10 protein-coding genes and 1 tRNA gene are annotated in these 14502 nt (G+C 61.0%); 1 reads left to right on the top strand and 10 read right to left on the bottom strand.

Features of this window, described 5'->3' with window-relative positions:
- Positions 1–30 precede the first annotated feature (30 nt).
- From FTO74_RS09250 to FTO74_RS09235, 4 genes are all read right to left on the bottom strand, one after another.
- The gene (locus tag FTO74_RS09250; RefSeq protein WP_162537887.1) at positions 31–1620 is read right to left on the bottom strand and encodes an acido-empty-quinoprotein group A; all 1590 of its coding nucleotides are present in this window, start codon (positions 1618–1620) and stop codon (positions 31–33) included.
- A 12-nt stretch (positions 1621–1632) separates the two neighbouring features.
- Positions 1633–2481: a c-type cytochrome gene (locus FTO74_RS09245; RefSeq protein WP_162537886.1), complete on the bottom strand. Its 849-nt coding sequence runs from the start codon at positions 2479–2481 to the stop codon at positions 1633–1635.
- 225 nt (positions 2482–2706) lie between these two features.
- A tRNA-Leu gene (locus tag FTO74_RS09240) sits at positions 2707–2791 on the bottom strand.
- Between the two features lie 125 nt (positions 2792–2916).
- Positions 2917–3639, bottom strand: a complete 723-nt coding sequence (locus FTO74_RS09235; RefSeq protein ID WP_255462593.1) for an HAD hydrolase-like protein — start codon at positions 3637–3639, stop codon at positions 2917–2919.
- 223 nt (positions 3640–3862) lie between these two features.
- On the opposite strand from FTO74_RS09235, the gene FTO74_RS09230 reads away from it, so the two are divergent.
- Complete coding sequence (locus FTO74_RS09230; protein ID WP_162537885.1) at positions 3863–6811, top strand: serine/threonine-protein kinase; 2949 nt, start codon at positions 3863–3865, stop codon at positions 6809–6811.
- A 35-nt stretch (positions 6812–6846) separates the two neighbouring features.
- On the opposite strand, the gene FTO74_RS09225 is transcribed toward FTO74_RS09230, so the two are convergent.
- From FTO74_RS09225 to FTO74_RS09200, 6 genes are all read right to left on the bottom strand, one after another.
- The gene (locus tag FTO74_RS09225; RefSeq protein ID WP_162537884.1) at positions 6847–7491 is read right to left on the bottom strand and encodes an outer membrane beta-barrel protein; all 645 of its coding nucleotides are present in this window, start codon (positions 7489–7491) and stop codon (positions 6847–6849) included.
- 88 nt (positions 7492–7579) lie between these two features.
- Complete coding sequence (locus tag FTO74_RS09220; RefSeq protein ID WP_255462592.1) at positions 7580–8386, bottom strand: hypothetical protein; 807 nt, start codon at positions 8384–8386, stop codon at positions 7580–7582.
- Complete coding sequence (locus FTO74_RS09215) at positions 8379–9758, bottom strand: multicopper oxidase domain-containing protein (protein ID WP_162537883.1); 1380 nt, start codon at positions 9756–9758, stop codon at positions 8379–8381. Before FTO74_RS09215 ends, FTO74_RS09220 begins: the two co-directional genes overlap by 8 nt.
- Positions 9759–9816: 58 nt before the next feature.
- Positions 9817–11307: a hypothetical protein gene (locus FTO74_RS09210; RefSeq protein ID WP_162537882.1), complete on the bottom strand. Its 1491-nt coding sequence runs from the start codon at positions 11305–11307 to the stop codon at positions 9817–9819.
- A 254-nt stretch (positions 11308–11561) separates the two neighbouring features.
- A complete protein-coding gene (locus FTO74_RS09205) occupies positions 11562–13934 on the bottom strand; it encodes a winged helix-turn-helix domain-containing protein (protein ID WP_162537881.1) in 2373 nt (790 codons plus the stop codon).
- Between the two features lie 262 nt (positions 13935–14196).
- Positions 14197–14382 (bottom strand): hypothetical protein, encoded by a 186-nt coding sequence (locus FTO74_RS09200; RefSeq protein ID WP_162537880.1) that lies wholly within the window; start codon positions 14380–14382, stop codon positions 14197–14199.
- Positions 14383–14502: the final 120 nt, after the last annotated feature.

Genomic DNA, 14502 nt, shown 5'->3' with positions numbered 1-14502 from the left:
TCTCCTGATGAAACCATCCATGTAACTGTTTTAGTTACTATTTTTTCTACCTGACGATCTAACCTCGCCCGATAGGGGCAAGCTCCAGGCAAAGACCACACTGCCGCTGCTGGTCAGCACCACCTGGTGGCCGTCAAGCTCATAGGTGATGGGTGGGCTGAGGATGTGTGCTCCCGAGCCCGCGTGCCAGAGCGTCTTGCCTGTGCTGGTGTCCAGCGCAAGAAAGTTTCCGTTGTTATCTCCCGTAAAGGTCAGGCCGGAGTCGGTCGTCAGGATGCCCGCGCCGGAGCGGCCTTCGCCCAAATCGTGGCTCCAGCGTATCTTGCCGGTCTGGTAGTCGATGGCCTCGATCACGCCCTTGCTCCACAGGCTGTAGTCCGCGCCCGCCCAGCCGTAGGTGCCGTCCGCGGGCTTGGCGAAGTAGATGCTGTAGCTGGGTGCTGCACTGACGATCATCAGGCCGGTCTTGGGGTCGAAGCTCGGTGAGCGGTAGTTCGTCAGGCCAGCTTCATCCGGTGCGATGAGGCGACCGTCGGGAGCAGGCTCTTTCGCGGGGTTCGGGATGGGGCGGCCGTCCTTGTCGATGCCGAGGGTCCAGTTCACCGGGCCAAAGGTGGTCGTCAGAAGGTTCTTGCCGGTCGTTCGGTCAAGAACGAAAAAGTGGCCGTTGCGCGATGCCTGCAAGAGCATCTTGCGCGGCTGGCCGTGAAAGTCTCCATCGACCAGAATCGGTATCTCTACCGCGTCCCAGTCGTGCGTGTCGTGCGGCGAGGGCTGAAAGGCCCAGACCAGCTTGCCGGTCTCGGGGTTCAGCGCGACGATGCTGCATGTATAGAGATTGTCCCCAGGCCGAGGCTTGCCGTTCAATACCGGCGACGGATTTCCCGTGCCCCAGTAGACCAGGTTCAGGACGGGATCGTAGGTGCCCGTGAGCCATGCGTTGCCGCCGGTGGTCTGGCCCGGCGTATTGGGTGGGGCAGTGGCGTTCCACTGCCACTGCGTCGCGCCCGTATCCGCGTCGATGGAGCGCACAAAGCCCTGCAGGTTATCGAAGTCGCCCGAGACGCCCACCAGCACATGCTTGCCGATGATGAGAGGAGCCATTGTGGCCCACTGGCCCTTGGTATAGTCGGCGACGACGACGTCCCAACGCACCTTGCCGTTCCTCGCATCGAGGCAGAGCAGGTGAGCGTCCGACGACATGTAGTAGATCCACCCGTTCAGGATGCTGACGCCGCGATGACCGATGTGAAACGCCTTGTTCGGCGGCGCGGTGTAGTGCCATATCTCGTGGCCGGTGCGTGCGTCGATGGCCCAGATATTGTCCGGGATGGTGAAGTAAAGGATGCCATCGACGAGGATCGGCGATGACTTCAGATCGGAGCTCATCCCGGTCTGGAAGGCCCAGGCCAGCGTCAGGTTGCTGACGTTGTGCGGCGCGATCTCGGTTAGCGAGCTGTGCCGCTTGCCGGAGTAGTCGCCGTGATAAGCGGGCCAGCTATCGGCGGGCGGATGCAGCAACATCGCGGCGTCCGCGCCCTGCGCCAGCAGAGAATGCGGCGACAGGGTGGCGCTCAACGCGAGGACGGAGGCAAGCAAGGCGTGCTTCAGAGCTTTCATGAACAATCCCTTTTACTTCAACGTCTGCATATAGGCCATCAGGTTGTGGATGTCATCGTCGCTGTACTTGCTGAGCAGATCGACGTGCGCGTTGACCGGAGCATCGACGGTGTACTTGACCTTGCCGGTAGACCAGGAGTGGTAGATCCCCTTGGAATCGACCAGGGCGACCGCAAACTCGTCTAGATACGCCAGTTGGCCCGTGAAGACCTTGCCCGCGGACGTGACGGTCACCTTGGAGGGAACGCCCCTGGGATAGAGCATCTGCTGCTCCAGCTTCAGGCCCTGGTAGCGTGTCGCCACACCGGCCAGATCGCCGGTCGCCGAGTGGCAGCGGGCACATGTGCCCGGGCCGTTGAAGTAGCGTTTGCCTGCCTCGGCGTCGCCGGTCTGGAGGTCCGACTCGTCCACGCCCTTGCGGGTCCCTGTCTGCGACATCGCCTTGTCCTGCTGGGTATGGACGAAGGCGACCAGGTCGGTGATCTCCGTGTCGGAGAGGTTAAACCGGGGCATCCCTTTCGCCAGCCTGCCGCTGCGGATGACGTCGCCGATGCCTTCGCCGTTCTTATCGGCGGTGACCAGCTTCGAACGCGTCAGGTCCGGGCCGCTCTCGCCGCCGCCCGCCTCTTTGCCGTGGCAGAAGGCGCAGTTTTGCTGGAACGAGGCTCCGCCGCTCGCTACCTGAGCCGGAGTGAAGGCAGCGTGTACCGGCAGCGGCCCCTGCGAGCCGACGGTGCCTCGGCTGCGCGCGGTGGCGGCCGGGGGTGTTGGGCTCTGCGCATAGGCAAAGGCTGCGATCGCGAGCAGGAAGCTGAGCCACGGGAGTCTTTGCGAGCAGAAAATGCTGCGGAGATGATTCATGTAGTAGGGAGCACTCCGTCATGGAAAGTCGTCATTCTTCGCTACCCAAAATTATTACGATTGTTCGACGAAGAGATCATACTGCATTCGTTCAACTTGTATAACGGGGCGGAGTTATCACGGCTGGCTGGGGTGTGGGGTGAAAGCCCCGTCGCAAAATAAAATGGCCACCCGTCTCTGGGCAGCCTGCTTTTTGCTCTTTATTGTTGGTGCTTATGGGTGGATTGGTGCGGAGGAGGGGACTTGAACCCCTATGCCTTGCGGCGCTAGCACCTCAAGCTAGTGCGTCTGCCAATTTCGCCACCTCCGCATTGAAGCCGACCGCTAATAGCGATCAGTTGTGACGTGCAATCCGAAATTTAGTATAGCATCCGTTTTGGCCTGGAGTGTTGTGGAGATCTTGGCCGCAAACGAGTTAGAACAAAAAAGTTTCGGCTAAAAGTGGTCGAGCAGGGCAGTGATGCTCGAAAGCTCCAGCAGATGTTGCCCGGCGGGGGCGGCGTTGACCACCTCGTGCTCGAGGACCCAGGTAAAGTCGTGCGGGATAAAGACGGCATGCAGCCCAGCGGCCAGCGAGGGGTTAATGTCGGACTTAGGGCTGTTGCCGATCATCCATGTCATGGCAGGCTCGCAGGCGTGGTGGCTGGCCAGCGAGCGGTAGGCACCCTCGTGCTTTTCGGCAAGCACCTCCACAGCGGTGAAGTAGCCGGCAAGGCCGGAGCGTTGCAGCTTGCCCTGCTGCTCGTCTCGGTCTCCCTTGGTAACCATCAATAGGCGGTGGCGCGTGGATAGCTCGGCCAGCGTCTCAGCCACGCCGGGCAGCAGTTCGATCTCCTGCGCGGCGATGGCATGAGTAAAGCTCACGATGCGCTCGTGGCGCTCAGGCGTGATGGGCTGGTTCGAGAGATGCTCGAAGCAGTCGACGAGTGAGCGGCGGAAGCTGTGCAGGCCGTAGCCGTACTCGGCGATGGTGGCGCGCTCGCAGTGATTCAGGTGCTCGCGCACCTCTTCGGGAGTGTGCACCTGGTGGTCCAGATAGGAGATGAAGGCCGCGATGGCCCGCTCGAAGTAGATATTGTTTTCCCAAAGTGTGTCGTCTGCGTCAAACAGCAGGGTCTGACCGGACACTCTGCGCAGGGGGTAGGGGGCGTGGCTCACAGATCTATCGTAAAGGAACGTTGTGGATCATGGACGAAAGATGTTTGTCGTAGAACACGGACGAAAGAGGCTCGCTCGCGGTAGAGTCTATGGGATGTTCTCCGTGGTATGAGTATGAGGTAGATATACTCATGCCAAACACAACACTGCGCTTCACACCGTGTTCCCGAGACTGCATGAGCCGAGAATTCGACTCCGGCGAAGCTGCCGAGGAGAAATATTGATGATTCCCGTTGTGGGCCAGAGATTCGGGCCATTTGAGATTCTGGCTCGACTGGACCACCCCGTCCAACGGGAGGGCAGTGGCACGGATGCGCTCTTCCGGGCGCGGGATAACCGCTCACAGCATGAGGTGGCGCTCAGGATCTTGGGCGGCGGACATACTGCGACGGAGATGCGTGAGGTGCGGGCCGCCGCCGCGCTGCACCACCCAAACATCTGCGCAATTCTCGACATAGGCGAGCTGGACGGCGAGATCTATCTGGCGATGGAGCTGCTGGAGGGTGAGTCGCTCATGGACCGGATCGCACGTGGACCGATCCGTCCCGATGAGCTGGTGGCGATCGCGAAGGAGGTCGCCGATGCCCTGGGCGCGGCCCACTCGAAGGGCATCGTGCACCGCGAGTTGAAGCCGTCGAATATCTTTCTGACTACTATGCAGGGCTTGCCGCAGGCCAAGGTGCTGGGCTTCGGAGTCACCCAGGCAGGCAAATCCGCGCGGGTGCAGGGGAAGGCTCCCGAGACGCTCTACTACATCTCTCCCGAGCAGGCGCGGGGAGAGGTTCTGGACTCGCGCTCGGACCTCTTCTCGCTCGGCGCGGTGATGTACGAGATGGCAACGCGGCAGATTCCGTTCTCCGGCGACACCAGCGCGAGCGTCTTCGTGAAGCTGCTGAACCACGCGCCTGAGCCGATCCGGGAATGGAGCGAAGCTCCCTTGAGCGATCTCGCCGAGATCATTCAGCGCCTGCTGGCCAAGGATCGCATGGCCCGCTTCCAGACCGCGCAGGAGCTGCGCGAGGCCCTCGAAAAGCTCGACAGCACGCCCTGCGACAAGATTAGTAACAAATCGAGTGCTAAATCCGGAAGCAGTTGGCTGCGCAAGGCTGTCGCCGCGGTTCCGCGCGTGCGCACGCCGCGCGAGGCTCCGGCACAGGACCGTCCTCTACCGCCGGATACGCGTGGCTCCATCTTCTCGAATACCGGAGAGAAGACGTACTCCACAAGACCGGGATGGGTACGCTGGACCGTCGCCAGCGTGCTTGCGGTGCTGGCCGCCGTAGGGCTTCTGCTCCTCAAGCGCGGGCACTTCCGCACCGCGATCCTCACGACTCACGATGCTGTGGTGCTGACTGTGATCGAGAACCACACCGGCGACGCGGCCTTCGACGACAGCATCGCAACGGCGCTGCACATGGCTCTCGAGCAGTCGCCCTATCTGCGGCTCCAGAGCAGCGACGACTACCGGCTCGCGCTGCGGGAGCTGGGCGGCGAAGACACCACCGGCCTGGGAACCGCACGCCTGATAGCCCATCGACTAGGAGCCAAAGCCTACCTCTACGGATCCATTGCGAGAGCAGGTGAGCCCTACACCGTCCACGTCGACCTGCGTGAGACCAGCACCGACAAGCTGCTGTGCTCAGCCGAGCAGGTGGCCCCGAACCGGCAGCAGATCGCCTCGACCGTGGATCTCCTCTCCGACTCCCTGCGCGCCGAGATCGGCGAGGACGGCGACTCCATCGACCGGACTCACGTGCCACTGGCCCAGGAGGCCACCGGCAACCTCGAAGCGCTGCACCAGTTTGCGCTGGGCGAGTCGCTGCTCAGTTCCGGACACATGGGCCACGCTCTGGGGGCGTACCAGCAGGCCGCCACGCTGGACCCAAAGTTTACCCAGCCCGAGCTGCGTCTGGCGACGTTCTACCAGATCGAGAATGCGGAGACCGCGGCTGAGGACGCGGCGCGGAAGGCGCTCATCAGCTCAGCCAACGCAGGCGACCAGACGCGGTTGATGGCGCAGTACACCTACGAGATGAACACCAGCTTCAACTACGCGCGGGCCACGGAGATCGTCCGCCAGTTGCTGCAGCAGTACCCGCAGAGCATCGACGCGCTGACCGCCCTGTCACGCGTGCAGCGTCTGCAGGGACGTCTGCCGGAGGCGCTTGAAACCGCCCAGGAGACGCTGATAGCCGATCCTCGGAACGTCGACGCCTACTTTCAGATGGAACTTGCGCTGATCTCGCTCGACCGCTACGACGCAGCGCTGCACGTGCAGTCGCAACTGGACCGGCTGCTGGGCGTAGCCGCCACAAACCACGGGCTGATCGCGGCTTATCTCTCCGGTCGCCAGGACCGTGTGGAGCAGTACATCGAGCACCCGAAGAGCACGCACGATCTGTCTCCGCAGTTGTGGGAGTATGGCCTTTATCTGGACAACGCGGGGCAGATGGCCGCTGGAGCCGCCGTGTGGAGCGATGGCGCGAAAGAGGCCCAGAGCGATCCGTACATGCTCTCGGTGGCTCCTTCGCTGCTGGCGCAGGGGGCGCTCGACCGCGCGCTGGCAGGGGAGTGCCCGAGCGCGCTGAAGATGGCCGGGGAGTCGTCTTTGCAGTTGCAGGGGCATGACACACTCTTCCATGCGGGTATGGCCTCGGCGCTGTGCGGCGACACCGCCGGTGCCCAAAGAGCCATGACCACGCTGACGCGGCGCTATCCGCAGAGCACTGCGGTGGGCGAGTACTACATCCCCGACTTGAAGGGTGCGCTGGCACTCGAACGCGGCGATCCGGCGGCGGCCATCGAGTACCTGAAGCCCGCACGGCCCTTCGATATCCTCTCGTTGACGCCGCTGTTGCGTGGCCGTGCGCATGTGGCCCTGCACCAGGAGGAGCTGGGCATCGTCGACTACCAGACGGTCCTTTCGCACCGTGGACTGTCTTTCACGATTGGTTCGAACGTATACCCGATGGCGCAGATCGGCGTGGCCCGCGCCTTCGCTGCAAGCGGCGATACGGCCAACAGCGCAGCAGCCTACAAGAGCTTCGAGGAGCTATGGAAGGATGCAGATCCCACCGACCCGCTGCTGATCGAGGCTCATCACGGGATGAACGCCGATCCCACTACAACGACAAAGCCTGACACGGATAAAAACGGATCAAAGCACGGATAGCAGGGGAGTCTTGAGATCCTTGCCGTACGGAGTACTTAGCGCCTGGAGTGCCTGTGATGGTTGAAGTCGAACCGGTAGACGACACCCAGAGTTGTGGAGGTTGCCCATAGGTGGCCCGAAGGCGTGATCGGTGTAACCGGGGTGTTGTAGTGCTGGTACTGCACATCGGCCTTCACGGCGAAGTGATCGGTGAGGTCGATGTCGACGCCGCCGCCGGGAGAGATGACGTTGGAAGAGGAAGCGGTATAGGTATAGAGAATATCGTTCCCTTGAGAATCAAAGGTGTAGTAGGTCAGCTGATAGCCCGGAGCGTAGTTGATCTGCCCACGGCCAAAGAGGATATCGCCGTAGGGGTGAAAGCGCCCGTAGCGCCTCTCCACCTGCAATCCCCCCAGAACATTTCGCTCTCCAATCACGTTTCCACTAGCGACAGGATAGGTGCCGCGTAGGGTGACCGACGGGCGAAACCCGAAGTAGCCCGGGAAGGCCAGGTTCGCTCCAGCGGTGACGCTGAGGTTTCCGCCTCCGTAGAGCCCGGTGGCGACGCCGCTGAGGCCTCCAAAAGCCGAGAGTTGAAACGCCTGCTTAGCGGTTGCTACAGCCTGGGCCTGGGCACGCGAGCCGCAGGCGAGAACAAGGGCTGCAACCGCGAGTGTTGCTAAAGATCGATTCCGGTTCATCCGACTCCTGGGGCACGTCTTTTGCGTGCTGTTCTTATTATCGTCGGACTCGCCGTTCGTTGGGTAGCGAAGAAGATTGCCTGGGAATTTACTGCACCTCCGACTTCTTTTTTCCCCAGTCGAATCGTCGGCCGATGATGGCCTTGACGATAAGGTGATCGGTCGCGGCCGTGGGTCCGACGCCGATGCCGAAGTTGATCTCCCAATTGGGCGAGACGTTCAGATCAGTGACGGCGAAGATTTGCTGCTGCTGCTCGTGCAGGCTGTCCCACCTGCCAATGCGGCCATAGTCCGCGTAGTACTCGACGCCGCCGCTGATCTTCTTGGTGAAGTCGTACCCTATCTTCGCGCCCGGCGAGAAGCCGATTCCCTGACTCACATCCGGCCCGTGCCAGGTGCGCTCGAGAGCCGGGTTCAGGGCTAAGTACCAGCGTCCGATGGCCTTGTCGATGATGGGCCGCAGCTCCCACGTCCACGTATCTGGCGAGTAGACCGCGCGCTGATACCCGATCTCGGTCGAGAGGCTGAGCCCGACCGGCAGATGCCAGCTATCGGGAGCACGCACGCGCGGGCGGATATGGTCTCCGACCCACTGCACGCCGTGGCCGTCCTGCTCGCTGGTGAAGACGTAGAAGCCTACCTCGGACCAGTTGTTAATGCCTTGGGTTAGCTCAAGCGTCTCATGTTCCTGATGATTCGTGGGATACACGCCGTCGATAGTCTTGGTCTGGCCGGAGATGGTGTAGTTCGAGTGAAGCTCGACCATCAGGTTTTTGGGTGCCAGCGTGTCGGAGCCGTAGACCTGGATCTCGTAGTTGCCCTGTCCCTGCGCCGTGGTCAGCAGGCAGGCGAACAGGAGAAAACTGAATAAAACAAAGCGGCGCAGCTTACGCATAGCGAAACACCATCATAAAGCCCCGATCCATGTGGTCCTGCTGGTGACAGTGCAGCAGAGTCCTGCCGGGATGATCGGCCAGAAACTCTACCTCTGCCGTGGTCTTCGAACGGACGAGGACAACGTCCTTCCTGAGCCCCGCAAGCTCGGCACTGCCATCCACCCGGCGCACCTCGAACGTGTGCCGGTGCAGATGGATTGGATGATCGTCGATGCTGAGGTTCTTCAGCACCAACCGGTAGCGCCGCCCGGCCTGCAAGACCGGCTCATCCGTATGCGGGTATGACTTCCCATTAATCTGCCAGAGCTCCTGGCTGCCGTGGCCCTTAAACTTGGAGTCGAAGGTCAGCTCGATCCGGATGGCATCGGCCGCACCCGCACTGTCAACACTGGCAAACTGCGTATAGTCCCACTCGAGCTTCTCCGGCTGGTTCCAAGAGGGCTGGCCCTTGGCTCCGGAGTACTCGACCACGATCCCCATCCCCGCATCGTAAATATGCTTCCGCACCTCACCCAAAACCCATACGCCGGGCGCGTTCATCTCGACGATGGCCGAGACCCTCTCGGCAGGCGAGAGGCGCAGCATCGGCACAGTACGCGGGCTGGGCACCGCATTGCCGTCGAGCGCGATCACGCGGAAGCTGTGCCCGGCGAGCGCAACCCAGTGGACCTCGGTTGGACTGGAGTTGAGCAGATGCATCAGAACCCGCTCCCCCTGCCTGACCCGCACCGGCTCTCCGGCTCCAAGCATCTTGCCGTTGATGGTCGAGACCTCGTAGGTAGGGTTCATGGAGCCGTCGTCGCCGCCTGCGAGACGCCCGCCCCAGTCGTGCAGAGCCAGAAAGACCTCTTGGTCGTATGCACCGGGTCGATCTGGAGCATCAATCATCAGGAAGCCGTGCTGGCCTCCGTACTGCGCCTTGCTCATGTCCTTGCCCGCGAAGGTGTGGGTGTGGAACCAGCGAAATCCCTGCGGATCGGGGGTAAAGCTGTAGCGAGCCGTCGCGCCCGGAGCGATCATCGGCGTGCCTTCCTCCATCGCTCCATCGACCGAAGAGGGAAGAAAGAGCCCATGCCAATGGACCACCTCGGGATCGGCGGTCAGGTTGCGCACCTCGACCGTCTGCTGGCGGCCCTGCCGCATGCGCAGCAAGGGGCCGGGGACCTGCCCGTTGTAGGCCACGGTGCGGAAGCGGTGTTTGGGCGACGCCTCCAGGGTGTACGGAGCGATCTCGAGGCGGATATCGGGCTCGGCGAGTGGAACAGGCTGCGCGGCAGAAGCTCGGCCAAGCAGGGAAGAGCCCGCCGCCAGCGCGGAGAGGCGGGTGAAACTCCGGCGAGTGAGCGCAGGGCGGAGACTACTATCGTCCATAGTTTTTAGTATCGCGGAAAGATGTACAGAAAAACCAGCGACGTCTGGAAGATAAAAGTTAGTGTGGGTCGATAAGCCGTCTGCGGCGGCTATCCCAGAGCTGCTGCGTGAAGACTGCCACCATCACCATTGCCAGAGCCTGCGTCTCGAAGCGGAAGCGCATATTCTCGCCTGTCTCCACCAGGCTGGTCACCACGAAGACCCACACAACGCTCCAACCCAGCAGGATCGTCACTACTCTGCGGTCGGGATCGTTACGCCAGAAAGACTGCTTCGTTGTGGATGCCAACGCCGCCAGCATCAGGGCAAAGATCGCGATTGCTCCCACGCACAACCGCTGAAATAGCTGCAACGGTGTGGAGTGGTCCTTCAAAGCAGCTTGATTGGGAGGACGGTAGTCGCTGCGAAAGTCAGGCGGGAGGCCGAAGAGGTTGCAGCACGTCCGGTCGATTGAGTGGGTGATCGACGCGAGTTTGCGGTACTCACTCGCGGCCTCGTCCTGAGAGATGAGAAAGTAGCGGGAGGTCGGCTCAAAGTACAGTCGCACGCCCTTGACAGCTTCAACCAGCACGGGCAGGGGATGATGCCGCAGCAAAAAACTGACGTCCTTCGCCTGTGCGTCGTGCATCCGCAGCAGCGCGAGCGAGTTCCAGTTGGCCGCGCCGCCGACGGATTTAGTCAGCTCGTCCAGCTCAGGAGCGCCCCGTTTCGGTGCGCGCCAGCGCTCCCTGAGCCACTCGTTCTCCTTTTCCGCCCCCTCAGATTCAGAGTAGGTAAAGGTCGGCAGTTTTCCGGTGGCAGCCCACGCCGCGACGGCCGGATCGCTCGCGCTCCAGTGCTTGGCCACGCTATAAGGAGCCCAGGTGCTGGAGGTAAAGTGATGGAAGCGCACCAGGTTCTTGAACGGCCAGAGCAGCGAGAGCGCCAGAACCGTCAGACAAATCGGCGTCGTGCGCCGACGGGCCTCCGGCAGAAGCCACCACAGCAGCACACAGAGCGCTGCCAGCCACATCCATTGATAAGTAGCTCGTACCAGCGTCAGGCCAAGGCCCAGCCCCAACGTCGTCCAAAGCCACGCGGAGGCCCGCGTCTGCACGTAACCGGTGATCGCAAGGGCCATCACGCACAGCCCCGCATAGACCAGTTGCGTGTACAGTGCATCGAACTCGAACAGGATCGCCGAGGGATTGAGAAGGAGAAAAAGCGCAACCCAGAAGCTGATGCTCGGCCACAGCCGAAGACGCACCAGACAGAGGTAGATCGAGAGCGTCGCCGCCAGCCCAAGCAACAATTGCAGGCCCAGTAGCACCCAGCCGAAGGAGTCCCCGGCCAGCTTCAGCGCCAGTCCGATAAGTCCGTTATAGAGCGGCGGCTGGCCATGCAGGTTCAGGAGCCCGCGCGCAAGATGGTGATGCAGGACGTCCAGATCCAGCACCTGCCAGAACCAGACCAGCTCGATGGTCGAGTAGCGCAGACCGGCCGCAAGAGCAACTCCTCGGCTCAAGACAAAGACCGCGATCAGGATCGCCGGATAGAGCCTATGACGCAACCTCACCTCCACTCTTTAAACTTAAAAAAACTAATGCCTCGGTTCTGAGGAAGAGGGCTGCGAAGGACGACTCATGCAACCCACCGCCTAAGACTTTAGTTGATCGTAGCTGTCAGTGCGTTCGATGCAGCCACGCCCGGATTCGTCGCCAGCACCGTTGCACTCGCCGCGCTCACCAGACGAACGTTATAAGGTCTAGGGGACCGTTCGCTTTTTAGATATGGAATGGATCAAGCTTTTCCCCTTTGACCCACCTATTTGGCCAACGCAATTGTTTGCAAGGTAGCGAACTCTTGTTTGGCTTGCCTGAGGTACATTGCATCGGGATCGGCGTGAGCCCATAGGGTAAAAAAGTGTTGGTAGGCATCGATGGCGGCAGACCGCTTGCCTTGGGCGGCGAAGGCCCGGCCAAGCCCTAGCCAGGAGAGCGAAATGCTTGGTGAAGTAGGATCCCTCTCAGGATGCGTGACTACGTTGCGATAGTCCGCCTCGGCAAGGGTGGGTTGGCCGGATGCGAGATAGGCGTTGCCTCGCAACCAGGGAACCACGAGCTCACGGTTTTCCACCGGCCGTGCTGTCTCGAGCACGGCCGCCGCCTCTTTGGCCTTGTTTTCTCGCAGTGCAATCACCGCCTGCGTCAGCGGTCCCCAGTAGAGATGCCACAGCGTTCCTTTAGGGTATTTCGTTTGCATCGCGCGGATGGCAGACTGAGCTGCGGAGATGTTTCCCGAATATGCAAGCCCTAAAACTTCTTCACCTTCTTCGAGGTCCGCGGGAGTTCTCGAGAATAGACTCTTAGCCTCGCTTCCATCTCCCGCCTCCATCATCTCGACGGCCGTAGCCTTGGTGTACTGATCCGCCGCTCCCTCAACCCCCTGCTCGCGATAGAGCTGGTTGCTTCTCGCGAGAAGTCTTCGGGCGTCCGCAAATCGCCCTTCGGCGATCGCAATTTCTACTTCCGTCACCAATACAATCGCACTCCTCGGGTGCGCGTCTGACCACTGCCTCTGTGCGCGCAGCAACGATTCGTCATGCAGCAGATAGGCCAGTTCGAGATACCGCACCCGAATGTAGTTGTCGTCGATCTTCATCGCTACTGCCTGGTCCAGCGTCTTCCTCGCCTCATCAGATTCGCCAGACTGGATCAGGCTAAGAGCCAGTGTGTTCAGGTAATTCTGGTTTTGCGGTGCAAGCGCCACTGACCGTCCGTCGCTGACGGCTGCATCGGTGTACCGGCCAAGATTCGCCTGCACATAGGCCAGCCCGTTCCAGGCCAATGATGAATTGGGGTAGAGACCCGCCCAGGTCTGGTAGTTCCGCAAACTCTCATACAGGTCCTGTGTGACCAGCACATTGTAAAGCGCGTTAATGGCAAAGGCCTGCGGCTTGCCCGCGGTGTCGCGCAGGCTATAGGCTTTGGCGCTTGCCTCGCGGCTTGCGGCATAATCGCCAGCATTGGAAGAGGTGGTGGCAAGACTGTAATAGGCCCAGGCAAAGTTGGGATCGGCAGCGACAGCCAGTTTGTAGAAGGCGATCGCTCGAACTGTATCTCCCCTGCGGTCCGCTTCCACCCCCTGCGTCCAGGCTTTAAGCGCATCCAGTGAAGAAGTGTTCTGGGCAAAGAGCGGCATGTTGAAGCGGGCGATGCTGCGCCGCGACTCTCCGAGGTTGCGGCGCAGGGTTGCGGCCAGCTTATCGATAGCGCGAGGCAATTCTTCCGCCGTCTCCACTTCATACTTGCTCTGCCCAATCACTGAGCCGTCTACGCAGTTGCTGGCCTCTTCAGTGACTAGATAGTGCTGACCGATCCTGGCAAGACTTCCGGATAAAACGGCTTGGCTGTTCGTGCGCTCGCAGACTTCGCGCGCCATCGCCGGGGTTATTGTGTCGTCCGGCTTGTGCATCATCTGGGTAAGCGTGGCCAGAACACTGGAGGCGGGCACGACCGTGATATAGGGACTCTGCGCCAGATCCATACGGAGAGCCTGAGTCAGCGATTTGTCGAGGATGGCGTCGCCGGTCGTGCCTTCTATCGGCGTTAGTACCACCTGCACCGGCGCACCGCCCGAGCGGTCGAGCCAGCGCTGCCAGCCGAACCAGCCTGCGACGCAAAGCGCCACGCCGACGATCAATCCACCGACTATCCAATGGATACGACGCTTTCCAGAGGGAGTGGACAGCAGCGGCTGGGTGACTTCGAGTTCATGGGAAGCCGGTTCCGATGTGTCCACTTCTTCTTCAAGGGTGATCCGGGTGATGGATTCGCTGGCGCTGATGACCATTCGATCCGTAGCCGGCTGCTGCTCCTTGATGACGGCTGCAAAGCGATAGCCACGCCCAGGAATGGTCTCGATAATCTTCGTTCCGGATTCGTGCCGCGAGAGCGCCTTACGGAGCAGGAAGATGTGCTGGGTCAAGTTGCTCTCTTCTACGAACGATTCCGGCCAAAGCCTGCGTAGAAGTTCATCTTTCCCAACCACCCGGTCGGCATGGTCCACCAGGTAAAGAAGCAGGTCGAAGGTCTTCCGGTTGAGCGGCAGAGGTTTGTCACCCCAACTCAACTGCCATCGGGAGCGATCGATCTCATATTCTTCAAACTTGACTAAACCATTCGCAATAAAGGACATGGGCCGATTGAGATTCAATTGAGAGGCAGTTGATCCGGACTTGAGGACGCCATCCCGGCAGCCGTGGGAGAACAGGTTGTGCCGAGGGGAGCGGACTCGGAGATCTCTACGGAATCCAGACGAGCCAAGTATAGCAATGCCGACTCTCAAGCTCGGAAGCGACATTGCCAGTCCATCTCGCTTGACCAGGGACGCCATGAAAAGAACGAAGCGGATCTCAATCGAGTTCCAGCATCGCAAAGTAACCATCACGGTTGCGGGTTCAACGCTCCACGTTCTGGACGGCGAACTGGATGCTGCGAACACGCCGATAGTTTGTCCCACTTGCGGTAGCCCCTGGATCACCATCGCTGTCCGGGCGGACGGGGATGTTCCTCCCAGCGTGGACCGCATCCACCACACACTCCGGCAATCCGGCCTGCACCTGCAGGTCTCCCCGGCCGGTCAACTACGGATCTGCCAAAGGTCGTTTGAAGAACTCAAGGAGAGTCTCTGATGCCACTCCTCCCAACTGCTGACACTCTCCGGCATTCTCCGGCGAACACTCGTCAAAAACCGGACTACCGTA

Origin of the sequence: Granulicella sp. WH15 (genome assembly GCF_009914315.1) — a bacterium.
Lineage (GTDB): Bacteria > Acidobacteriota > Terriglobia > Terriglobales > Acidobacteriaceae > Edaphobacter.
The sequence above is the reverse complement of the archived record's forward strand: the minus strand, read 5'-3'. Positions and strand labels throughout refer to the sequence as shown.

Coding starts and splice junctions, on each gene's coding strand:
- FTO74_RS09250 (WP_162537887.1), bottom strand. CDS start 1,620: ATGAAAGCTCTGAAGCACGCCTTGCTTGCCTCCGTCCTCGCGTTGAGC.
- FTO74_RS09245 (WP_162537886.1), bottom strand. CDS start 2,481: ATGAATCATCTCCGCAGCATTTTCTGCTCGCAAAGACTCCCGTGGCTC.
- FTO74_RS09230 (WP_162537885.1), top strand. CDS start 3,863: ATGATTCCCGTTGTGGGCCAGAGATTCGGGCCATTTGAGATTCTGGCT.
- FTO74_RS09225 (WP_162537884.1), bottom strand. CDS start 7,491: ATGAACCGGAATCGATCTTTAGCAACACTCGCGGTTGCAGCCCTTGTT.
- FTO74_RS09220 (WP_255462592.1), bottom strand. CDS start 8,386: ATGCGTAAGCTGCGCCGCTTTGTTTTATTCAGTTTTCTCCTGTTCGCC.
- FTO74_RS09215 (WP_162537883.1), bottom strand. CDS start 9,758: ATGGACGATAGTAGTCTCCGCCCTGCGCTCACTCGCCGGAGTTTCACC.
- FTO74_RS09205 (WP_162537881.1), bottom strand. CDS start 13,934: ATGTCCTTTATTGCGAATGGTTTAGTCAAGTTTGAAGAATATGAGATC.